Annotated in this window: 20 protein-coding genes; 7 read left to right on the top strand and 13 right to left on the bottom strand. The window is 64.6% G+C overall.

The features are described 5' to 3' along the window. Window positions 1-5 precede the first annotated feature (5 nt). Window positions 6-1,373, top strand: coding sequence for an alpha-glucosidase/alpha-galactosidase (locus RFM41_RS05840; protein WP_320246384.1), 1,368 nt, complete (start codon window positions 6-8; stop codon window positions 1,371-1,373). Here RFM41_RS05840 and purD read toward each other — a convergent pair. Beyond that, window positions 1,370-2,650 carry a phosphoribosylamine--glycine ligase gene (purD, locus tag RFM41_RS05845; protein WP_320246383.1) on the bottom strand — a complete coding sequence of 427 codons (1,281 nt, stop codon included), beginning with the start codon at window positions 2,648-2,650 and terminating at the stop codon, window positions 1,370-1,372. The two genes, RFM41_RS05840 and purD, sit on opposite strands and share 4 nt — an antisense overlap. Window positions 2,651-2,826: 176 nt before the next feature. Continuing rightward, a complete protein-coding gene (locus RFM41_RS05850; RefSeq protein ID WP_320246382.1) occupies window positions 2,827-3,621 on the bottom strand; it encodes a phytanoyl-CoA dioxygenase family protein in 795 nt (264 codons plus the stop codon). Window positions 3,622-3,828: 207 nt separating this feature from the next. On the opposite strand from RFM41_RS05850, the gene RFM41_RS05855 reads away from it, so the two are divergent. Both RFM41_RS05855 and ubiA read left to right on the top strand, forming a co-directional pair. Further along, window positions 3,829-4,740 (top strand): LysR family transcriptional regulator, encoded by a 912-nt coding sequence (locus RFM41_RS05855; RefSeq protein WP_320246381.1) that lies wholly within the window; start codon window positions 3,829-3,831, stop codon window positions 4,738-4,740. 51 nt (window positions 4,741-4,791) lie between these two features. Next, window positions 4,792-5,775 carry a 4-hydroxybenzoate octaprenyltransferase gene (gene ubiA / locus RFM41_RS05860; RefSeq protein WP_320246943.1) on the top strand — a complete coding sequence of 328 codons (984 nt, stop codon included), beginning with the start codon at window positions 4,792-4,794 and terminating at the stop codon, window positions 5,773-5,775. A gap of 164 nt (window positions 5,776-5,939) precedes the next feature. Here the strand turns inward: ubiA and RFM41_RS05865 are convergent, their stop codons facing one another. From RFM41_RS05865 to RFM41_RS05875, 3 genes are all read right to left on the bottom strand, one after another. After that, window positions 5,940-6,506: a DUF6101 family protein gene (locus RFM41_RS05865; protein ID WP_073986947.1), complete on the bottom strand. Its 567-nt coding sequence runs from the start codon at window positions 6,504-6,506 to the stop codon at window positions 5,940-5,942. A gap of 185 nt (window positions 6,507-6,691) precedes the next feature. Beyond that, complete coding sequence (locus tag RFM41_RS05870; RefSeq protein WP_320246380.1) at window positions 6,692-8,125, bottom strand: FAD-binding oxidoreductase; 1,434 nt, start codon at window positions 8,123-8,125, stop codon at window positions 6,692-6,694. A 21-nt stretch (window positions 8,126-8,146) separates the two neighbouring features. Then, window positions 8,147-9,109: an L-threonylcarbamoyladenylate synthase gene (locus RFM41_RS05875; protein WP_320246379.1), complete on the bottom strand. Its 963-nt coding sequence runs from the start codon at window positions 9,107-9,109 to the stop codon at window positions 8,147-8,149. 174 nt (window positions 9,110-9,283) lie between these two features. Here RFM41_RS05875 and RFM41_RS05880 point away from each other — a divergent pair, with 174 nt between their 5' ends. Beyond that, the gene (locus RFM41_RS05880) at window positions 9,284-9,793 is read left to right on the top strand and encodes a hypothetical protein (RefSeq protein WP_320246378.1); all 510 of its coding nucleotides are present in this window, start codon (window positions 9,284-9,286) and stop codon (window positions 9,791-9,793) included. 92 nt (window positions 9,794-9,885) lie between these two features. Next, window positions 9,886-10,275 (top strand): hypothetical protein, encoded by a 390-nt coding sequence (locus RFM41_RS05885; RefSeq protein ID WP_320246377.1) that lies wholly within the window; start codon window positions 9,886-9,888, stop codon window positions 10,273-10,275. Between the two features lie 93 nt (window positions 10,276-10,368). Here the strand turns inward: RFM41_RS05885 and RFM41_RS05890 are convergent, their stop codons facing one another. Together RFM41_RS05890 and glyS are read right to left on the bottom strand one after the other, a co-directional pair. Beyond that, window positions 10,369-10,743, bottom strand: coding sequence for an ATPase (modular protein) (locus tag RFM41_RS05890; protein ID WP_320246376.1), 375 nt, complete (start codon window positions 10,741-10,743; stop codon window positions 10,369-10,371). 163 nt (window positions 10,744-10,906) lie between these two features. Next, window positions 10,907-13,414, bottom strand: coding sequence for a glycine--tRNA ligase subunit beta (glyS, locus tag RFM41_RS05895; protein ID WP_320246375.1), 2,508 nt, complete (start codon window positions 13,412-13,414; stop codon window positions 10,907-10,909). A 255-nt stretch (window positions 13,415-13,669) separates the two neighbouring features. Here glyS and RFM41_RS05900 point away from each other — a divergent pair, with 255 nt between their 5' ends. Continuing rightward, entirely contained in the window at window positions 13,670-13,852 is a 183-nt protein-coding gene (locus tag RFM41_RS05900; protein ID WP_320246374.1) for a hypothetical protein, read from the top strand. A gap of 98 nt (window positions 13,853-13,950) precedes the next feature. Here RFM41_RS05900 and RFM41_RS05905 read toward each other — a convergent pair whose 3' ends face one another. After that, on the bottom strand, window positions 13,951-14,874 hold the full coding sequence (locus RFM41_RS05905) for a glycine--tRNA ligase subunit alpha (RefSeq protein WP_224630599.1): 924 nt from the start codon (window positions 14,872-14,874) through the stop codon (window positions 13,951-13,953). Between the two features lie 191 nt (window positions 14,875-15,065). On the opposite strand from RFM41_RS05905, the gene RFM41_RS05910 reads away from it, so the two are divergent. Next, complete coding sequence (locus RFM41_RS05910) at window positions 15,066-15,527, top strand: GNAT family N-acetyltransferase (RefSeq protein WP_320246373.1); 462 nt, start codon at window positions 15,066-15,068, stop codon at window positions 15,525-15,527. Window positions 15,528-15,578: 51 nt separating this feature from the next. Here the strand turns inward: RFM41_RS05910 and RFM41_RS05915 are convergent, their stop codons facing one another. The 5 genes from RFM41_RS05915 to RFM41_RS05935 all read right to left on the bottom strand — a co-directional run bounded on the left by RFM41_RS05915 (window position 15,579) and on the right by RFM41_RS05935 (window position 20,667). Continuing rightward, the gene (locus RFM41_RS05915; protein ID WP_320246372.1) at window positions 15,579-17,354 is read right to left on the bottom strand and encodes a tetratricopeptide repeat protein; all 1,776 of its coding nucleotides are present in this window, start codon (window positions 17,352-17,354) and stop codon (window positions 15,579-15,581) included. Window positions 17,355-17,559: 205 nt separating this feature from the next. Further along, on the bottom strand, window positions 17,560-17,976 hold the full coding sequence (locus RFM41_RS05920) for a DUF1284 domain-containing protein (protein ID WP_320246371.1): 417 nt from the start codon (window positions 17,974-17,976) through the stop codon (window positions 17,560-17,562). After that, complete coding sequence (locus RFM41_RS05925) at window positions 17,973-18,581, bottom strand: biotin transporter BioY (RefSeq protein ID WP_320246370.1); 609 nt, start codon at window positions 18,579-18,581, stop codon at window positions 17,973-17,975. Before RFM41_RS05925 ends, RFM41_RS05920 begins: the two co-directional genes overlap by 4 nt. A 196-nt stretch (window positions 18,582-18,777) precedes the next feature. Beyond that, window positions 18,778-19,443 carry a GntR family transcriptional regulator gene (locus tag RFM41_RS05930; protein WP_320246369.1) on the bottom strand — a complete coding sequence of 222 codons (666 nt, stop codon included), beginning with the start codon at window positions 19,441-19,443 and terminating at the stop codon, window positions 18,778-18,780. A gap of 210 nt (window positions 19,444-19,653) precedes the next feature. Beyond that, window positions 19,654-20,667, bottom strand: coding sequence for a polyprenyl synthetase family protein (locus RFM41_RS05935; protein ID WP_320246368.1), 1,014 nt, complete (start codon window positions 20,665-20,667; stop codon window positions 19,654-19,656). Window positions 20,668-20,827: the final 160 nt, after the last annotated feature.

The following is a 20,827-nucleotide window of genomic DNA, read 5'->3' on the forward strand; positions in this document are numbered from 1 at the left end:
TTACAGTGGCAAGAAATCCCAGGATCGCGTTCATCGGCGCCGGCTCGACGGTGTTCATGAAGAACATCGTCGGCGACGTGCTGCAGCGGCCCGCGCTGTCGGGCGCGACCATCGCGCTGATGGATATCAACCCGCAGCGGCTGGAAGAAAGCGCCGTCGTCGTCAACAAGCTGATTGCCACGCTTGGCGTCAAGGCGAAGGCAGAGACCTATTCGGACCAGCGCAAGGCGCTCTCCGGCGCCGACTTCGTCGTCGTCGCCTTCCAGATCGGCGGCTACGAGCCCTGCACCGTCACCGACTTCGAGGTGCCGAAGACATACGGCCTGCGCCAGACCATCGCCGACACGCTCGGCGTCGGCGGCATCATGCGGGGCCTGAGGACCGTGCCGCATCTGTGGAAAATCTGCGAGGACATGCTCGCCGTCTGCCCCGAAGCGATCATGCTGCAATATGTGAACCCGATGGCGATCAACACCTGGGCGATCGCCGAGAAATATCCCACGATCAAGCAGGTCGGGCTCTGCCATTCGGTGCAGGGCACTGCGATGGAATTGGCGCATGACCTCGACCTTCCCTATGACGAGATCCGCTACCGCTCGGCCGGCATCAACCACATGGCTTTCTATCTCAAGTTCGAGCATCGCCAGCCGGACGGCTCTTATCGCGACCTCTATCCCGATCTCGTGCACGCCTATCGCGAAGGGCGCGCGCCGAAGCCCGGCTGGAACCCGCGCTGCCCGAACAAGGTGCGCTACGAGATGCTGACCCGGCTCGGCTATTTCGTTACCGAGAGCTCGGAGCACTTCGCCGAATACACGCCCTATTTCATCAAGAACGGGCGCGGCGACCTGATCGAGAAATACGGCATCCCGCTCGACGAATATCCAAAACGCTGCATCGAGCAGATCGAGCGCTGGAAGGGCCAGGCGGAAGCCTATCGCTCGGCGGATCGGATCGAGGTCGAGCAGTCAAAGGAATACGCATCTTCGATCATGAACTCGGTCTGGACCGGCGAGCCGTCGGTGATCTACGGCAATGTCCGCAACAATGGCTGCATCACCTCGCTGCCTGTCGATTGCGCGGCGGAAGTGCCCTGCCTGGTCGATGCTTCAGGCATCCAGCCCACTTACATCGGCGAATTGCCGCCGCAGCTCACGGCGCTGATCCGCACCAACATCAATGTGCAGGAACTGACGGTGCGGGCGCTGATGAGCGAGAACCGCGAGCACATCTATCACGCGGCGATGATGGACCCACATACTGCGGCAGAGCTCGATCTCGACCAGATCTGGTCATTGGTCGACGACCTCATCGCCGCGCATGGCGACTGGCTGCCGGCCTGGGCGCGGACAGGCAGAAGCAAGGCGGCTTAAGAGCCACTCTTCTCGCGCTCGACGGCGCGCCAGCCGATATCGTGGCGGTAAAAGCCTTGCGGCCAGTCGATATGCTCGATCGCGGCATAGGCCTTGGCCTGCGCCTCGCCGACGGTTTTGCCGAGCGCGGTGACGTTGAGCACGCGGCCGCCATTGGCGACCAACGCGCCGCCATTGATGGCGGTGCCGGCATGGAAGACCTGGACGCCCTCGCCTTCCGCCTCGTCGAGGCCGCGGATGACCGAGCCCTTTTCCGGCGTGCCGGGATAGCCCCTCGCCGCCATCACCACGGTCAACGCCGTCTCGTCGCTCCAGCGGATAGACATATGCGCGAGCTGGCCGTCGACGGCGGCGTTGAGCAGGACGAGCAGGTCGTCCTTCAGCCGCATCATCAGCACCTGGCATTCGGGATCGCCGAAGCGGGTGTTGTATTCGATCAGCTTGGGGCCTTGGTCGGTGATCATCAGGCCGGCGAACAGGATGCCGGCGAAGGGCGCGCCGGAATTAGCCATGCCGCGCATGGTCGGCTCGATGATCTCGCGCATGGTACGCTCGGTCATGTCCGGCGTCATCACCGGCGCCGGCGAATAGGCGCCCATGCCGCCGGTGTTCGGGCCAGTGTCGCCGTCGCCGACGCGCTTGTGGTCCTGCGCGGTGCCGAAGGGCAGCGCGGTGGCGCCGTCGCAGAGGCAGAAGAAGCTCGCCTCCTCGCCGGTCAGATATTCCTCGACGACCACTTCTGCGCCGGCGGCGCCGAAAGCGCCGTCGAAACAGGCTTCCAGCGCGGCGTTCGCCTCCTCGATCGTCATCGCGATGGTGACGCCCTTGCCGGCGGCAAGCCCGTCGGCCTTGATGACGATCGGCGCGCCGGTCTTCTCGACATAAGCCTTTGCCGAGGCGAGGTCGCTGAACCGGCCATAGGCGGCGGTGGGGATGTTGAACCTGGCGCAAAGGTCCTTGGTGAAGCCCTTCGAGCCCTCGAGCCTTGCCGCCGCCTTGGACGGACCGAAGACGCGGATGCCCCAGGCGCGCAGATCATCGGCGATGCCGGCGACCAGCGGGCCTTCCGGGCCGACCACGACCAGATCGATCTTCTTTTCCTGGCAGAAGGAGGCGACGACGGAATGGTCGGCAACGTCGAGCTTGACCAGCTCTGCGACGCGGCCGATGCCGGGATTGCCGGGCGATGCATAAAGCTTCGTCAGCAGCGGCGAGGCGGACATCTTCCAGGCGAGCGCATGTTCGCGGCCACCCGAACCGAGAAGAAGAACGTTCATGGCCACCTCTTGCTGGTCGTCTCCCTGAACCCGCTATTGGTCCGCGGGCGACGGGTCAAGGCGTCTTGGCATTTTGGCGGCAATTGCGCACGGGAACATGGGCCTCATCAAGGCCGATGAGACAGGTCCCCAACCCCGACCGATCGGGAAAACGGCTCAAGCTCCTGAGGGACGGCTCAGCTCTGGAAAATAACGGGGAACCAGTCCTCGCGCAGTTTCTGGCCTGGCTTCATGTCGTGGCCGGCATAGGGCGGCGAGGTGCGGCCGGGGCGCTCGACATAATGCGCGTCGTCGCCGACCCAGCGCAGCGACAGCGCCCGGCGCCGCGCCGAGGTCATGTTGCCGCGCGCGCCATGGGCGGTGCGGAAGTCGAAGAGGATGGCGTCGCCCGGCTCCATCTCCCATTCGAGCACCTTCATCGAAGGATCGTTGTCGGGATCGGGCACCGGCAGGTAGTCGCCCTCGCCGGCGTAAAAGTTGGCGTCGTTCAGCCAGCGCACCGGCAGGACCATCTTTTCCCATCTGTGCGAGCCGGCGATCAGCCGCAGCGTCGCCTCCTTCACCGGATCGATCGGGATCCAGAAGCTGACCGTCTGGCTGCCGTCGACGAAATAATAGGGAATGTCCTGGTGCCAGGGCGTCGGCTTCTGCGTGCCGGGCTCCTTGACCAGCACGTGGTCGTGGAAGAACTGGGCGCTGCGCGACTGCATGACCGCGGCGGCAAGCTCGGCGGCCGGCGATTCGCGCACGACCCTGACGAATTCCGGGATGCGCTCCCAGTTGCAGTAATCGTCGAAGAAGCTGCCCTTGCCGCCGGCGATGTCGGAGGCGGTGGCGCTGCGGTTCTGAATGTTGCGCTCGATGCCGTCGGCGATGACATCGACCCAGTCCTTGAAGGCGCCGCGGACGCAGACAGCGCCATCGCGCTGGTAGTCGGCAATCGTCGAAGCATCGATCTTTGGGCTGGCCATGGCGCTCGGTCTCTTTGTTTGACGCAATTCCGGACGGAAAACCGCTGCACACTTTTCCTGGAATTGCTTTCTTTGTTTGACGCAATTCCGGACGGAAAACCGCTGCACACTTTTCCTGGAATTGCTTGTGGTTCGGTGGCGCGACTATCGCAAGCGCCTGACATCGTGTAAAATAATAACTTGTCATCTAGTTTATAGTTTTTGCCTATGAAACTGACGCTCACCCAGTTGCGCTATGTCGTTGCCGTTGCCCGCTATGGCAGCGTGACCGCGGCGGCGAACGCGCTCAATGTTTCACAACCGTCGATCTCGGTGGCGATCGACAATGTCGAGGACGACCTTGGCCAGAAACTGTTCGTGCGCCAGCGCGGCAGCGGCGTTGCGCTGACATCCTTCGGTCGCAGGGCCGTCGCCAAGGCAAGGCAGGTGCTGGGCGAGGCCGATGAACTGGCGGCGCTCGGTTCGCGCGACGCCGATATCGGCGGCGAATTGGTGCTCGGCTGCTTCGAGGATCTGGCGCCTTATTTCGCGCCGGCGCTGATGCGCGCCTTCGCCGAGCGCTGCCCGGCCGTCACCGTCGTCATCGGCGACGAAACCTTCGACACGCTCGGGCGGCGCCTGGCCGACAGCGCCGTCGACCTCGGCCTCACCTACGATCTCGGTCTTCCAGGCCATTTCAAGCGCATTCTCCTGCACGAACTGCGGCCGCACGCGCTTTTGCCGGCCGACCATACGCTGGCGGACAAGCACGCCGTCAGCCTGGCGGAACTGGCGCAGCATCCGCTGATCACCACCGACCAGCCGCACAGCTGGCAGCATATGCTGGACCTTTTCCTCAGCCGCGGCCTGTCGCCGATAGCCCGCGCGACGACCAGTTCGTTCGAGCTGCAGCGCTCCATGGTGGCCAACGGCTTCGGCGTCGCGGTCAGCTATACGAGGCCCCGTGGCGACCGCAGCTATGACGGCCTGCCGCTGGTCTGCAAGCCGCTCTCCGATCCGCTGCCCATGCAGCGCATCATCCTGACCCATGACACGCGCCAGCGCCTGTCGAAGGCGGCTGTGGCCTTCATCGACGTCGCCAAGGCATGGTTTGCCGGTCACGATGTTTTCACCGCTTAAGCGACACCGCGGCCGCTTGACGGCGCCCCTTGCTGCTGCCACTTCAACGTGATGGAAACCGTCCAGTCGAAAGCGACCCAGGGCCGCGTCGCCGACGCGCCGAGCGGCCATTGGGTCTACCGGGTGCTGCCGCGCTGGCTGTGGCCCTATGCGCAGCTCGCGCGCTGGGACCGGCCGATCGGCTGGCAGCTGCTTTTATGGCCGTGCTGGTGGTCGGCAGCGCTCGCCGCCGGCGCCTATCCGCGCCCGACCGACCCGCTGCTGACGCTGCTTCCAGCGCCCTGGTACCTGCTGCTGTTCTTCATCGGCGCGGTCGCCATGCGCGGCGCCGGCTGCACCTATAACGACCTCGCCGACGAGGACATCGACAACCAGGTCGAGCGCACCCGCTCGCGGCCGCTGCCGGCCGGCAAGGTGACGCGCCGCCAGGCCTGGGCTTTCGTCATCATCCAGGCGCTCATCGGGCTTGCCGTGCTGTTGCAGTTCAACAGCTTCGCCATCCCGCTCGGCATCGCCTCGCTCGCGATCGTCGCCGTCTACCCCTTCATGAAGCGCATCACCAACTGGCCGCAATTCGTGCTCGGGCTCGCCTTCTCCTGGGGCGCGCTGATGGGCTGGGCGGTCGAGTTCGGCGACATCGATGATCCGGCGATCATGCTCTATATCGGCTCGATCCTGTGGGTGATCGGCTACGACACGATCTACGCGCATCAGGATAAGGAAGACGACGCGATCGTCGGCGTGCGCTCGACGGCGCGGCTGTTCGGCGACAACACCAAGATGTGGCTCACCGGGCTCTATGGCGGCGCGCTGATCTGCTTCGCCATCGCCTTTGCATCTGCCCAAGTGCCGGTGGTGTCGCTGGCCGGTCTCATCGCCGCCGGCGCGCATATGGCGCGCCAGATCATCCGGCTCGACATTAACAACCCGGACCAATGCCTGAAACTGTTTAAGTCGAACAACCAGGTCGGCTGGCTGATCTTCCTCGGCCTGATCGGCGGGTCGATCTGGATATGGCTGAAGCCGATGGTGTAGCGAGGCTCCCCCTTCCCCCCTTGTGGGGGAAGGTGGCCGCGTAGCGGCCGGATGAGGGGTGCTCCAGGGAACACCAACCTCTCACTCCGCTGGAACACCCCTCATCCGTCTCGGCGCTGCGCGCCGATCCACCTTCTCCCACAAGGGGAGAAGGGAAAATCTCGCTACTCCCGCGCAATGATCTCCTGGCCGTCGATGACCAGGCGCAAGCCCAGATTGCCGGCCTTGCGGCGGGCGAGGAAGCGCGGGCGGCGCATGGTGGAGACGCGGCCCTTGCGGCGCTCCTGGGGCGGCAGCGCCTTGATGGCGGCGCCGAGCGATTCTTCCAGGGTGCGCGCAATGCCGTCGGCCTCGATCAGCAGCATCGGCAGACGATAGGCATCGGCCCAGGCGCGCCAGTCGGCGGCGACGTCGTCAAGGTCGTCGGCGACCAGAAGCGGGACCGACAGCATCGGATCATTGTGCAGGAGTTCCAGCGTCACCGTGACGTTGCCGTCCGGGTCCTCCATGGCGCGGGCGGCGACGCCGCGGAACGCATTGGGCGGCAGCGCGATGATCGCCGGCACGCCGCTCATCTCCAGCACACGGCGGATGACCGCGCCGCGCTGGTCGATGGTGAAGGTCACATCGCCATAGTCGTCGCGGGTGGCATAGCTCACCATCTGCGGCAGGCGAAACGGGTCGAGACGCATGTTGCGCCCGGCCCAGACTGGCTTCAGTCCAGTGTTCATCGATGTCTTCCCTGTTATTCCTGAGGGCCGTTTTTCCGGTTCTCTCAGGGCCGGTTTTTCCGGCCTCGTTATGGGAAGAAACATTAGCGCTCGCTTCTTACCGGCGCGCTTAAGAAAGTCGGTTAAATTTTGCTGATCTCGGGGATGGTTATCGGAATGCGACCGGCCACCAGACAGGGGAAGGATCAGATAACCTTACCGGGATTCATGATGCCGGCCGGATCGAAGGCCGCCTTCACCCGGCGCATCAGGTCGATCGCCATCGGCGGCGCCGTGGCGATGAGCTCGTCTCGCTTCAATTGGCCGATGCCATGCTCGGCCGAGATCGATCCGTGGAAGGACCGCACCACGTCATGCACTGCCTTGTTCATGGGGTGATAGAGGTCGAGGAACGCCTCATCCTGCCAGTCGACGGGACGCGAGATGTTGTAGTGGAGATTGCCGTCGCCCATGTGGCCGAAGCAGACGACGCGCGCACCGGGGCAGACGCCTTCCACCACGCCGGCCGCCTTTTCGATGAACTCGGGGATCGACGCGATCGGAACCGAGATGTCGTGCTTGATCGAGGCGCCCTCCGGCTTCTGGCATTCGGGCAGCGTCTCGCGGAAGTTCCAGAAGGCGTCGCCCTGGGCAAGGCTTGCCGACACCACCGCGTCGCCGACGATGCCCTGCTCGAGGCCGGCCGAAAGAATCTCCTCGATCAGCGCCTTGCCGTCGTCTTCGGAACGGCCGGACGAGATCTGCATCAGCACATACCATGGCCAATCGTCGGCCAACGGCCGCGTGATGCCTTGCCCGTGCTTGAGCGTGAAATCGTAAGGCCTTCTGGCGATCAATTCGAAAGCGGTGAGCGAAGCGCCGGCGCGGCCCATCGCCAAAGTGAACAACGACAGCGCGTCCTTCGGGGACGACGGCAGGCCGGCAAAGGCGACCTCCCTGCCCTTCGGTTTCGGGAACAATTTCAGCACCGCGGCGGTGATGATGCCGAGCGTGCCTTCGGCGCCGACGAACAGGTTCTTCAGGTCGTAGCCGGTGTTGTCCTTCTTCAGCTTGCGCAGGTCGTCGAACACCTCGCCGGTCGGCAGCACGACCTCGACGCCGAGGCAGAGCTCGCGCGCATTGCCATAGGCAAGCACGCCGGTACCGCCGGCATTGGAGGACAGATTGCCGCCGATCTGGCAGGAGCCTTGGGCGGCGAGCGACAGCGGGAACAGCCGATCGGCGGCGTCGGCCGCTTCCTGCAGCGTCTGCAGGATGACGCCGGCCTCGGCGGTCACCGTGTTCGACAGGACATCGATCTCACGGATGCGGTTCAGCCGCGACAGCGACAGCACGATGTCGTGGCCGGATTTGTCCGGCACCTGGGCGCCGACCAGCCCAGTATTGCCGCTCTGCGGCACGACCGGCGTGCCGGTCTCGGTGGCCAGCCGCATGATGCGGCTCACTTCCTCGACGCTGCCGGGGCGCAACACCAGCGATGTCCGGCCATGCCAAAGGCCGCGCCGCTCGGTGATGTAGGGCGCGATGTCGGCCTGGTCGCGCAGCGCATATTTGTCGCCGACAATCGCCACGAAGCGGTCGATGACGGCGGGATCGAGGTTGAAGGATTGATCGTTCATGACGCCAAGAACCTATGGCGCTCAGGCGAGCTTGTCACGGGGGGCGGCGGCGCGGGCAAGCCGGTCGTTGATCGCCTCGCCCAGGCCCTCGAACGGGATCGGCTCGACGGCGATGGTCGCGGCGCCGACACGGTCGAGCGCCTGCATATGGGCGAAGAGGTTGCTGGCCGCCTCGCGCAAGTCGCCTGTCTCGGAGAGGTTGCGCAATGCAACGGCCCGTTCCCAGCCCTCGGCGCGATTACGGCCGAAAGCAAGCAATGCCTCGCCTTCGGCAACGTCCCCGACATTGAGCCGCATCGCGGCGCCCGGCGCGTAATGCGAGGCGAGCATGCCCGGCGCCTCGATGCCGGAAGCGCCGCGCGATAATTTCGCGCCAGCCACCGCCTCGATCTCCTCGGCGCCGATGCCACCCGGCCTAAGCAGCCGCAATTTGCTGTTATCGACCTTGAGAATGGTCGATTCCAGGCCGACGGGCGTCGCGCCGCCATCGACGACCAGCCTGATCCTGTCGCCGAGATCGGCGGCGACCGCGCCTGCCGTGGTGCCGCTGATCTTTCCAGATGAATTGGCGCTGGGAGCGGCGAGCGGCCGGCCGAGCCGCGCGATCAGCTCGCCGCCGAACCCGCGCGGCATGCGCAGCGCGATCGTGTCCAGTCCCGCGGTGACCAGTGGGTGGATGCCGTTGCCGGCGCGTTGCGGCAGCACAAGGGTCAGCGGGCCTGGCCAGAAGGCTTCGGCCAATCTTGCCGACAGCGGATCGAAGCCGGCGATGCGGTCCGCCATCGCGCGGTCGGCGACATGGGCGATCAGCGGATTGAAGCGCGGCCGGCCCTTGGCCTCGAAAATGCGCGCCACGGCGACGCCGTTGGTGGCATCGCCCGCCAGGCCGTAAACCGTCTCGGTCGGGATGGCGACGATGTCGCCGCCTTCGAGCAACGCCAAGGCCCGCTCCAGAGCCCCGCCGGCCGCCAGTATCTCAGCCAAATCCACCACCAGTCATGAACATGCCGGTCCCGTAATACGGCCGCTTCCATCGGGCAAGGGCGGACATTGGCGATTTATCAATCCCTAAAATGTTAAGTTTCCGCGCAAGCCGGCTTCAATGTGCCGGCTCTAAGGTGCGGGTTCGATGCGGGTTGGGGCTTGGGAGTTTTTGTGATGCATCTGCTTGGAGCGTTCGGTATCAGCCTTCTGGCGATGAACGGCGCGGCGCATGCCTCGTCGATCGTCGTGATCGGACCCTCGACCTCGACGCCTTCGGTCATCAGGTTGAATGCGATCGAGCCGGCCAAGCTGTCCGCGGCCTCGACGCCGTCGATGATAGCGCTTGGCGATCCCATGCCCGCCGTCACCGACGAAAAGGTCGCGGCGATTCCCGAGAAGTCGGGGCACCGGCAGGCCCCGATGATCATTCGGGGCGGCGTTGTCGGCGGCGCGTTCGCAACGCCGGCGGCGACCGCGTCGGCCAAGCCCGCGACGCCCGCAACCGCGGCCACGGCGCCGGCGAACGGCACTTCGCCGGCTACGCCTGCCAACGGCACCGCCTCCGCTTCGAACGGCAAAACCGGCAGCCAGCCGGCCGCGACGGCCAGCGCGCAGGCCGGCGCGCAACAACCGGCGCAGCAGCCGAATGCCCAGCCGCTGCCGCGCGTCGGCAAGGCGATGTAGATCACACTGGATACGCCTTCGATGTGCTAGGCGCTTGGCTCTGTCCGATTCCGGATCGGGCACTATCGCGCCGGCGTTTCAATGGGGGTTTCATGACTGTTTCGAAAGCAATGACCGTTGCCGTACTGGCGGCGGCGACGACACTGGGCGCGGGTGCGGCGCGGGCCGACGACATGCTTGGCTCTTACGTCGCGCGGATTTCCGATCGCGATCATCGCGCCAGCGACGGCTATCCGCTCGGCAGCGCGGCGCAGATGGTGCGGCAGGACCGCGCCAACTGGCACAAGTTCCACCGGCGCGACAGCGACGACCACGGCGATCCCTGGTTCCGCAGCGACGGTTCGCGCGCCGACCTTCAGCGCATGCTGGAGCGCGGCGGCGCCATGAGCAACGCAACAAGGCGCGCCATCGTCAACGGCGAGCCGCTGATCGAGGTCGACATCTATCCGGACAGGGTGCGGGTCAGCATCGTGGAGGATTGACGGGCCAATCTTCCCGGAAGATTGACGAGCCTGACGAGAAAAGGGGCGACGCGTAACGCGCCGCCCCTCATGCTTTACACGACCAGAAACGGCTCAGGCCGCTTCTTCCTTGTCATCATCGTCGGACTCATCGGCGTCGTCTTCATCGTCGTCGCCATCTTCATCCTCGTCGTCGGATTCATCGTCGCCCGAGGCCTTGGCTTCTTCGTCGGCGTCATCGTCTTCGTCGTCGCCGTCTTCATCGTCGTCGCCATCTTCATCCTCGTCTTCCGACTCATCGCCGGCCGAGGCAGTGGCCTCCTCATCGGCGTCTTCGTCTTCCTCGTCGTCGCCGTCTTCGGACGTATCGGCGGATTCGACCGCCGTGGCGGCGGCGGCGTGGTCGAAGAGGTTTTCGGAAACGGATTCGATGCCCTCAGCGGCGGCCGGGGTCTCTTCAATCAGGTCGATATCGTCAACGGAATTCATGGCATGCCTCCGTGTTTGGGAACGCGTCTTTGTCCCATGCGAAGGTCATCGCCATATGACTGTAAGCCGGCTCCGGCGCATTAAATTTCGTGCGCCGAATTGCTCAAGCCTGCCAGCATCCTGGCGGATGCAGGCAGGTTCAAATGTGCGATTTTTCGAGCCGTCAGCCGACGATTTTTGAAAAATCCGCGACCTGGTCGGTGGCGGCCCGGATGCGGGCGAGCAGCGCCAGACGGTTGGCGCGCACGGCCTGGTCCTCATCATTGACGAGAACGCCTTCAAAAAATGAATCAACCGGTTCGCGCAACACGCTAAGCGCCAGCATGGCGGCGGAAAAATCTTCGTTTTTAATCGCTTGGCCGGCTTCCTTCTCGGCTTGATTCACCGCGGCAAAGAGCTTCTTTTCTGCTTCTTCGCGGAACAGCGCCGGCTCAACAGTTTCGGCGACCAGCGTTTTCTTCTTTTCCTCGGCGGCCAGGATGTTGGCCGCGCGCTTGGTGCCGGCGAGCAGGTTCTTGCCCTCTTCGGTGTCGAGCAGGGAGCCCAGCGCCTCGACGCGGCGCACGATCTGAAGCAGGTCATCGGACTGCGGCGTGATGACGGCGTCGATCAGATCGTGCCGCGCGCCCTGGTCGCGGAGGTAGACTTTCAGGCGGTCGTGGAAGAAGGCGAGAAGGTCGAGCACCTCCACCCCAACTTGCTTTCCTTTGAACTGCACCGTCCCCCGCAATATCGCGGACCCACCACTCTGCCTCCGCGACGCGCTCTGTATCGACGCATGGATTGCCGGAATGTGAGCTTCTGCCGTGTCGACAATGTTCAATCGTATTTTGTTCTCGACCAGTATCCTGATCACACCGAGCGCAGCGCGACGGAGAGCGAACGGATCCTTGCTGCCGGTGGGCTTTTCATCGATCGCCCAGAAGCCGGTGAGCGTGTCGAGCTTGTCGGCGAGCGCGACCGCAACCGATACCGGATCGGTCGGCACGCGGTCGGACGGGCCCTGCGGCTTGTAGTGCTCTTCCGCGGCGGCAGCGACCGACGGATGCTCGCCCTGCAGCAGGGCGTATTTGCTGCCCATGGCGCCTTGCAATTCGGGGAACTCGCCAACCACTTCGGTCTGCAGGTCGGCCTTGGCGAGCACGGCGGCGCGAGCGACGAGCGCGGTAATCTCCCCCCTTGAGGGGGAGATGTCGCCGAAGGCGACAGAGGGGGTCGTCTCACGTAGAGCGCCGACGCCGTCGCTTGCCGCGGAAGATGTCGGCGCTTCACGCGCAGCGACCCCCTCTGGCCTGCCGGCCATCTCCCCCTCAAGGGGGGAGATCGCTTTCGCGACCGTCGGCGCCAACTCCTGCGCCAGCCGCTTGATACGCTCCACGCGCTGTCCTTGCGTGCCAAGCTTGGCATGGAAGGTCACGTTGAGGTGGTCGAGGCGCGCCATGCGCTGGTCGAGCGGCTTCTTCAAATTGAGGTCGAACTTCGCCGCCGATTCCTTCAGTTGGTCGATGTCCGGCAGGTCGCCCTGGTCGGTCTTCCAGAAATAGAGCGCGTCGGACAGGCGCGCGCGGACCACCTTGCCATTGCCGTAGGCGATCTCCTTGCCGCCGTCGCTCGCCTCGATGTTGGCGATCAGGATGAAGCGGTTCGAGAGTGGCGATTGGCCAATCTCCCCCCTAGAGGGGGAGATGCCTGGCAGGGCAGAGGGGGGCGCCTCGCGCTGAGAGGACGGCGGGACAGCGCTCCCCTCTGTCGGCTTCGCCGACATCTCCCCCTCTAGGGGGGAGATTGGGCGCGATGTCACGAAACACTTCTGGTTGGCGCGGATGGTGAGGCGGATGACCTCGCCCGGAATGGTGAGGAAATCCCGCTCGAACTCGCCGATCAGAACGACAGGCCATTCGACCAGGCCGGAGACTTCCTCCAGCAGGCCCTCGTCCTCGACGAGGTCGAGGCCATTGGCGAAGGCGATGTTGCGGGCATCGGCCAGGATGATCTCCTTGCGCCGGTCGGCATCGAGCACGACCTTGGCAGCTTCGAGCTTCGCCACATAGTCGTCGAAGCGGCGCACCGTGATCGGGCCAGGCGCGTGGAAGCGATGGCCATAGGTGACGTTGCCGGCGCGGATGCCGTCGATCTCGAAATCGACCACCACCGGCTCCTCGGTCTCCGGGCCGAAGGTGCAGACGATCGACTGCAGCGGCCGCACCCAGCGCAGCGAGCCGGGTTTCGCCGATGCCGGCCCCCAGCGCATCGATTTCGGCCAGGGGAAGGCGCGAATGATGCCCGGCACCAGCTCGGCGATGATCTCTTCGGCCGCCCTGCCCGGCTTCGATATATGGGCGACGTAGAAGTCGCCCTTCTTCGGGTCGGAATGGACATGCGCTTCGGCGATCGATGAAAGGCCGGCCTTGCGCAGGAAACCCTGCACCGCCTGCTCGGGCGCCGTGGTCGAGGGGCCCTTGATCTCCTCGCGGATGTCCTTGGAGCGCGGCGTCAAGCCCCTTATGTCGAGCGCCAGGCGCCGCGGCGTCCAATATTCGCGTGCCGCCTCATAGGTCAGACCCGCCTCGACCAGACCGTCGGTCAGCATCTTCCTGAGGTCGCCGGCAGCCTTGCGCTGCATACGGGCGGGGATTTCCTCGGAGCGAAGTTCCAAAAGCAGGTCGGGCATAGTTAAGCTCCCCACCCTCCCCATGATGGGGAGGGTCGGCGCGCAGCGCCGGTGTCACGAATGGGGCGGAAATAGCAACTCGGCTGGCCTCTGTCACCCCGCAAGCCGACTGCCTCCTTGACCGATTTCGCGGAATTTTTCGGCCCACTGTCGGGAGAACGGGAGCCCACCCGTCCTTAGAGCAGAACTTCCCATGAACCGAACGCTGCGCTGAAGCGACAAACGCTCAGGCAGAGACCTATTGGCTGAACGACGATGAAGACGGCATCGAGAACCCTGCAGATCCTGGCGCTCAGCGCCTGCTTCGCCGCCCAGGCGCATGGCGCGATCACGATGCCGGGGATCAGGCAGGCCATGCGTACGATCGAAGGCGCATCGGCGCAGGTCGCGTTGCCGGCCGGCGTCGCCATCGAACCCGTGAAAGCCGTATCGGCTTAGAGCGATCCACCGTTTCACGCAAACGGCGAATTCGCTCATCTTTTTGTTTTGACGCAATTCCGGACGGAAAACCGCTACGCACTTTTCCTGGAATTGCTCTAAGCCGCCGCCAGTCCGCCCGCCCGCGTCTTCAGGAACGCCTCGCCGCAGGCCTTGGCCAGATTACGCACGCGCAGGATGTAGCTCTGGCGCTCGGTGACCGAGATCACGCCGCGCGCGTCGAGCAGGTTGAAGACATGGCTTGCCTTGATGCACTGGTCATAGGCCGGGAAGACCATGCGGTGCATCGCCAGATTGTCGCTGGGCTTCGGCGTGCCGGCGTCGAGCAGCGCCTTGCACTCGGCCTCGGCATCCTCGAAGTGTCTGAGCAGCATCGCGGTGTTGGCGAATTCGAAATTGTGGCGCGAATATTCCTGCTCGGCCTGCAGGAAGACGTCGCCATAGGTGACCTTCTCGGCACCCTCGCGGCCGTTGAAGTTCAGGTCGTAGACATTGTCGACGCCCTGCACATACATGGCGAGCCGCTCCAGCCCGTAGGTCAGCTCGCCGGCCACGGGCGCGCATTCGATGCCGCAGACCTGCTGGAAATAGGTGAACTGCGAGACTTCCATGCCGTCGCACCAGCACTCCCAGCCGAGCCCCCAGGCGCCCAGCGTCGGGCTTTCCCAGTCATCCTCGACGAAGCGGATGTCGTGCAACAGCGGATCGACGCCGATCGCCTTGAGCGAGCCGAGATAGAGCTCCTGCAGGTTCGGTGGGTTGGGCTTCAGGATCACCTGGTACTGGTAATAGTGCTGCAGGCGGTTTGGGTTCTCGCCGTAGCGGCCGTCCTTCGGGCGGCGCGACGGCTGGACGTAAGCGGCGTTCCAGCGCAACGGACCCAGCGCGCGCAAGGTGGTCGCCGGATGGAAGGTGCCGGCGCCGACCTCCATGTCGTAGGGCTGCAGGATGAGGCAACCATAGTCCGCCCAGTAATTGTGCAAGGTCAGGATCAGCCCCTGGAAGGAGCGGCTGGGATGCATATGGGCGGGGATCTCGATGGTCACGGCGGCCTCGGAAAGCGCAGGATGACGCTTCCCTAGTTGCCGGGCCGGCAAGCGTCAAGGCGGTGGCTCGCGCCCGGCAAGGCGGAAAGTTTGCGGCGGGCTGGCCCATTGCCGTCGAGCGGCGGTAGCCGTTTGCTCCGTTCCACTTCAACGACAGAGGTTTCGCTATGTCCGGTCCACTTACCGTCCGACCCGTCACGAGGCAGGATTACGAGCAATGGCTGCCGCTCTGGGACGGCTACAATGCGTTTTACGGGCGCTCCGGCCCAACGGCGCTTGCCGGCGAGGTCACGCAGATGACATGGTCGCGTTTCTTCGATGCCTATGAGCCGGTGCATGCGCTGGTGGCCGAGCGAGGAGGCAATCTGCTCGGCCTCGTCCACTATCTCTACCACCGCTCGACGACGTCGATCGCGCCGAACTGCTATTTGCAGGATCTCTTCACCACACAAGCCGCGCGCGGCCAGGGTGTGGGGCGGGCGCTGATCGAGGGCGTCTATGAGCGCGCCAGGCAAGCGGGCGCGAACCGCGTCTACTGGCTGACGCATGAGACGAACCACACGGCGATGCAGCTCTACGACAAGGTCGGCGAGAAGCCTGGATTCGTCGTCTACAGAAAGATGTTCTGAAAATGCCACGAGGCCCCGAAGGGCCCCGCCAGAAATTCAGAATCGCGTTGCTCAGCCTTTTGGCGCGGGCGCCGGCACCGGCTTCACCTTGGGGGTTTCCTGCGCGGTGTTGGACTCGATCGGCGGCAGGCCCTTGAGCAGCTTCTGCTGCAAGGTGGCGAGCACATCCGGGTCCGGCTTCAGGTCGCGCGCCTGGGTCCACTGATAGGTGGCTTCCAGCTTGCGGCCGACGCGCCAGTAGGCATCGCCGAGATGGTCGTTGAGGACCGGATCCTCCGGCTTCAGCGAGACGGCGCGCTCCATCTCGCGCACGGCGTCATCGAAGCGGCCCATGCGGTAATAGGCCCAGCCCAGCGAATCGACGATGTAGCCGTCGTTCGGCCGCAGATCGACGGCCTTCTGGATCATCGCCAGGCCTTCCTTGAGGTTCATGTTCATGTCGACCCAGGAATAGCCGAGATAGTTCATGACCTGCGGCTGGTCGGGCTGCAGCTCCAGCGCTTTGCGGAAGTTCGGCTCCGCCTTCGGCCATTCCTTCAGCCGCTCATAGGCGATGCCGCGCTGGTAGAAGATGTTCCAGTTGGCGGCGGTCGGGTTCTTCAACTGTGCGACCGCCTTGTCGTAGAGATCGGCGGCCGAGCGGAAATCTTCCTTCGAGCCATAGACGCCGCCAAGCGCCAGATAGGCGCGCATGTCCTCCGGATGCTTGTCGAGATAGGCCTTGAGATGGGAAATCGCCTCGTCATGCTTGTCGAGATCGGCGAGGTTGAGGCCGATCTGCAGGTCCGAGAGCTCCTTCAGCGGCGAGGATGCCGGAATGCGGCGGTATAGCGCGACCGCGCCTTCGCCGTCCTTGAGCTGCTCGGCAACGGCGGCAAGCTGCACCAGGGCCGCATCGCTGTCCGGCTTCAGCGCCAGCGCGTATTGCAGGTAGAGCCGCACGAAAGGCTCGCCGCCGCCGCGGTTGAGCGCGGTGGCAAGGTCGAGCAGGATTTCGGACGCGCCATCGGCCGGGCTGGCCACGAGCGGCTCGATCTTGTCGCCCTTGGCGATGCGATCGCGCAGCGTGGTGATCTCGAGCTTGCCCGGCGCGAAGGCCTCGGCCTGGTTCAAAACCGCCAGCGCCTTCGACTTGTCGCCCTTGCGGGCGAGGAACGAGGCATAGGCCTGAGCATTGCGCATCCAGGTTTCGGGCGCGGAGCCGCCGGCCGTGGTGTCGGCGAGCGTCGCGGCGTAGATCTCGTCGGCCTTGTCGCTCAGGCCGGCGGCGTCGGCGATCAGCGCGCGATGGAACGACTTGAACAGGCCGAACCAGTCCGGACCCTTGAGCTTGTCGATGGAATCCATCGCCTCGGACGCGTTGCCGGCGCCCTCCTTGGCCCAGCCGTCCATGACGCCGGAGAGCAGCCGGTCGAGATCGGATTCGAGCGAGAGCTTCAGCCAGTACTGCGCCTTGGCGTAGTCCTTCTTGTGGAAGGAATCGATGGACAGTGCCAGACGCGAGAAGCGCTCGACGTCCGGCACTTCCTTCAGCTTGTCGGCATAGACCAGCGATTCCTCGAAGCGACCCTGCGCGACCAGGGCCAGCATCAGGCTCTGCTGCAGCTCATTGTCGTCCGGCGCAAAGGCCAGCGCCTGCTTGTAGTAGGCGATCGCGTCGTCGAGATCGTTGTCACTTTCGGCGATATGGGCCGCAAGATAGGCGCCCGAGAACGACGTGATCTGCAGCGGTTTGGCATCTTCCTTGGCCTGGACCGGCAGCACCCAAAGCGCCACACCGGCCAAAAATGCCAGCTTCGTCAGCCAGCGCGCACGTCCTTGCCGCATCGTATCCCTTTCAGCCAGACGCGATCCCGCCCTTGGCGGACCGCCCACAGACTCGATCTTTTCTGGTCAAAGCATGGCCTTTTTGGGGTCGAGCTTCAATCGTCGAGCGAATCACAATGCAATCATCCGGCTTAAAAAACGATGCGGCGCCACCGAAAAATCCCACGCGAAGGTCTGGGACGCCCACATGCCCGCATTGGATTGCCTACAAAGAGGTATCGCTGAATCCGCCGGCGGCAACCGTATCGCACAGGCCGGACCATTCGCAGCCGGAGCACGCCCGGCGCGTCAGCCCGGCGGAAAATGCCTTCCGCATCACTGAAAGGCTGGAGGCGGCGAGGACGAACCGGTCTCCGGCTTCGATCGTCCGCCCAAGGAGAGCGCCAACATCGCGCGCCGCGAGCCCGTCCCGCTCGGCGGCGCTTTGGCGCAGGCAATGCGGGTCCGGCTCGCCGAGCAGCGGAGCGCAGATGTCGTCCGGACCAGAGACGATCAGAACCGCCTCGCCCTCGCCCAACCGCTTCACCACCTGGTCGTAGTTGGCGGTGAAGGCCGGCGAGTAGCCTCTGCCGACATAGGTCAGCAGGCAGAGCAGGTGATGGGCGCGCAGCCTGACGGTCATCGCGTCCCGGACGAGCGGCCGTGCTGTTCCAACCGGTCGGGGGAAAAGAGCTTTAGGGTCGCCGCGCCCAGCGCCGACTTCAGCAGACCGCCGACGACGAAGGGCACGAAGCCGAAGGTGATGGCCTTCTCGGTGCCGATCATGACGGCAAGCCAGGCGGTGCCGAGAACCAGGCAAAGCAGGTTGCCGATCAGCATGGCGGCGAAGGCAAGCATGACACACTTGCCGTTCCAGCCGCGTTCGGCCAGCCAGCCGACGACGGCGCCGACGACAGGGAAGGCGAAGAGGTAGCCGCCGGTCGGGCCGACGAAATGTTGTATCCCGGCCGCTCCGCCCGCCAGAACCGGAAACCCTGCCGCGCCTTCGGCCAGCCAGGCGGCAATGGTGAGCGCGCCGAAGCGCCAGCCATAGAGGGCGCCGACCAGCGTGACGGCGAAGGTCTGCATCGTCACCGGCACCGGCACCATCGGCACCTCGATATAGGAAGACAACGCCAGGAACAGCGAACCGAGGATGACGGCGCCGATCTGCCAGGCGAGCGAGCGGCTGTGCAGCCGCAACGGGCTGAAGGAGGGTGTCTGGGTCGAAATGGCTGCGTTGGTCACGGTGTTTTCCCCGGTTCGAGTAAATTATAGATAATTTTTGAACTTCATCTATTATCGAATCCATATTTTCGCGAAGATGGCAAGTCCGGCTGCGACACGGCGTTTCGAGCAGATGGCGGATACAGACTATCCGGCTCGTTCTGGATTGCTCGGAAGGCGTGATATCGATGGGATGGGCGCGATGCGGCCCAGTCCCCTACCCCACGATGGCGAAGGCGTCGCGCGTTCTGCCGGAAGCTGTCTTGACCGGCTTCTGGCCGATCCATTGCACGTGGCGTCCAAGCGTGGCGGCGGCCGATTCGATGTTGCCTTGCCGAAGCGCGACCAGGATCGCGCGGTGATCCTGGTCGGTGCGGATTTCCCACTCCGAGCGCCAGGCCGCGAACAGGAAGCGCGCGCTCGCCGCGTGCAGGTCGTCGATGGTGGAGAGCAGGCGCGGCATGTTGCAGGGCGCCAGGATCAGCCGGTGGAAGGTGCGGTTGGCCTCTTCCCAAGAGCGCACGTCGCGGGATTTGTCGCCGGCCTTGGTCGCCTCCTCCGCCTGATCGAGGATCGACGCCGTCAGATGCGGCGCGGCATGGCGCAACGCCAGCACTTCGAGCGCCGCCCGCATCTCGGCCACTTCCCTGACCTCGCCGAGATCGAAAGCGGCGACGCGCACGCCGCGCCTGGGCTCGCTGATCGCCAACCCTTGCGCCTCCAGGCGCCGGAAGGCCTCACGCACCGGGACATGGCTGGTGTTGAATTCCTCGGCGACATGGTCCTGCCGCAGCCGCGAGCCGGGCTCGATGGCGCCCGAAATGATGCGGTCCGCCAGTTCCTTGCTGATGCGAACGGCAATCGTGTCTTCTGTGCTGGCCATATTTTATAGATAATTTGCCCGGCCGCCCTTTGTCGAGACGGCCGGCGCGGGATTCACAGGCGCCCTGCCCGGCGGATGCCAGACAATTGTTTGCGCAATACCGGACGGAAACCGCGATACACTTTTCCTGGAATTGCGCTCGGCTGTTTTGCGCAATTCCGGACGGAAAACCGCGATACGCTTTTCCTCGAATTGCGCTCGGCCGGCAACTCAGTTGACGCGGCTGATGCAGAAATCGATGACGTCGATCAAGGCCGACTTCTGCGGTGTCGCCTCCAGCGGGGCCAGCGCGTCGCGGGCGATCTCGCCGAAATGGCGGGCGCGGCCGATCGTGTCGGCGATGGCGCCGTGGCGGGCCATCAGGCCGATCGCCTTTTCGAGCCCGGCATCGTCGGTGACATTGTCCTCGATGGCGCGCTTCCAGAAGCTGCGCTCGGCCTTGGTGCCGCGCCGATAGGCGAGGATCACCGGCAGCGTCACCTTGCCCTCTCGGAAATCGTCGCCGACATTCTTGCCGAGATCCTTGCTCGAGCCGCCATAGTCCAGCGCATCGTCGATGAGCTGGAAGGCAAGGCCGAGATTCATGCCGTAGGAGCGAAGTGCCGCGCGATCGTTGCGCGAGGCGAGCGCGATCACCGGCCCCACTTCGGCCGCGGCCGAGAACAGCGCCGCAGTCTTGGCCTTGATGACGGCGAAATGCTCATCCTCGGTGGTTTCGAGGTTTTTCGCCGCGGCAAGCTGCATCACCTCGCCCTCGGCGATGATGGAGGCCGCGCTCGACAAGATGTCGAGGGCCTCCAGCGAGCCGACCTCGACCATCATGCGGAATGCCTGGCCGAGCAGGAAATCGCCGACCAGAACGCTGGCCTGGTTGCCCCAGATCATGCGCGCCGTCTTCTTGCCGCGGCGCAGCGCGCTCTCGTCGACCACGTCGTCATGGAGAAGCGTGGCGGTGTGCATGAACTCGACGGCTGTCGCGAGCTTGACATGGCCTTCGCCGGAATAGCCGAACATCTGCGCGGCGGCGAGGGTCAGCATGGGCCTCAGCCGCTTGCCGCCGGAGGAGATCAGGTGGTTGGCGATCTCCGGGATCATCTCGACGTCGGAGCCGGCCTTGGACAGGATCAGCTCGTTGACCCTCCCCATGTCGGCGGCCGTCAGGTCGATCAAATCCTTGATGGAAGCGGGCTCCCGCTTGCCTTCGATGTTGAGAACGACACCCACCACGACAACTCCCGTCTCATTAACGCGCGCGACTTAACGCGCACGACGGCACCCTTAATCCCGTTTCGACTCTAGGTCGGTACAACCGGGCACGGCAAGAGGCGAATTGGCGCGGCTCTGCCGACGGTGTGTCCACCCACACGTTTACAGGAGCGCCGCA

Origin of the sequence: Mesorhizobium vachelliae (assembly GCF_033977325.1) — a bacterium.
In the GTDB taxonomy this organism is placed as follows: domain Bacteria; phylum Pseudomonadota; class Alphaproteobacteria; order Rhizobiales; family Rhizobiaceae; genus Mesorhizobium; species Mesorhizobium vachelliae.

What these genes read in the sequence shown, in the direction of transcription:
- purD (WP_320246383.1), bottom strand. Translation starts at nt 2,650, where the DNA reads ATGAACGTTCTTCTTCTCGGTTCGGGTGGCCGCGAACATGCGCTCGCC.
- RFM41_RS05850 (WP_320246382.1), bottom strand. Translation starts at nt 3,621, where the DNA reads ATGGCCAGCCCAAAGATCGATGCTTCGACGATTGCCGACTACCAGCGC.
- RFM41_RS05855 (WP_320246381.1), top strand. Translation starts at nt 3,829, where the DNA reads ATGAAACTGACGCTCACCCAGTTGCGCTATGTCGTTGCCGTTGCCCGC.
- ubiA (WP_320246943.1), top strand. Translation starts at nt 4,792, where the DNA reads ATGGAAACCGTCCAGTCGAAAGCGACCCAGGGCCGCGTCGCCGACGCG.
- RFM41_RS05865 (WP_073986947.1), bottom strand. Translation starts at nt 6,506, where the DNA reads ATGAACACTGGACTGAAGCCAGTCTGGGCCGGGCGCAACATGCGTCTC.
- RFM41_RS05870 (WP_320246380.1), bottom strand. Translation starts at nt 8,125, where the DNA reads ATGAACGATCAATCCTTCAACCTCGATCCCGCCGTCATCGACCGCTTC.
- RFM41_RS05880 (WP_320246378.1), top strand. Translation starts at nt 9,284, where the DNA reads ATGCATCTGCTTGGAGCGTTCGGTATCAGCCTTCTGGCGATGAACGGC.
- RFM41_RS05885 (WP_320246377.1), top strand. Translation starts at nt 9,886, where the DNA reads ATGACTGTTTCGAAAGCAATGACCGTTGCCGTACTGGCGGCGGCGACG.
- RFM41_RS05890 (WP_320246376.1), bottom strand. Translation starts at nt 10,743, where the DNA reads ATGAATTCCGTTGACGATATCGACCTGATTGAAGAGACCCCGGCCGCC.
- glyS (WP_320246375.1), bottom strand. Translation starts at nt 13,414, where the DNA reads ATGCCCGACCTGCTTTTGGAACTTCGCTCCGAGGAAATCCCCGCCCGT.
- RFM41_RS05900 (WP_320246374.1), top strand. Translation starts at nt 13,670, where the DNA reads ATGAAGACGGCATCGAGAACCCTGCAGATCCTGGCGCTCAGCGCCTGC.
- RFM41_RS05905 (WP_224630599.1), bottom strand. Translation starts at nt 14,874, where the DNA reads ATGCATCCCAGCCGCTCCTTCCAGGGGCTGATCCTGACCTTGCACAAT.
- RFM41_RS05910 (WP_320246373.1), top strand. Translation starts at nt 15,066, where the DNA reads ATGTCCGGTCCACTTACCGTCCGACCCGTCACGAGGCAGGATTACGAG.
- RFM41_RS05915 (WP_320246372.1), bottom strand. Translation starts at nt 17,354, where the DNA reads ATGCGGCAAGGACGTGCGCGCTGGCTGACGAAGCTGGCATTTTTGGCC.
- RFM41_RS05920 (WP_320246371.1), bottom strand. Translation starts at nt 17,976, where the DNA reads ATGACCGTCAGGCTGCGCGCCCATCACCTGCTCTGCCTGCTGACCTAT.
- RFM41_RS05930 (WP_320246369.1), bottom strand. Translation starts at nt 19,443, where the DNA reads ATGGCCAGCACAGAAGACACGATTGCCGTTCGCATCAGCAAGGAACTG.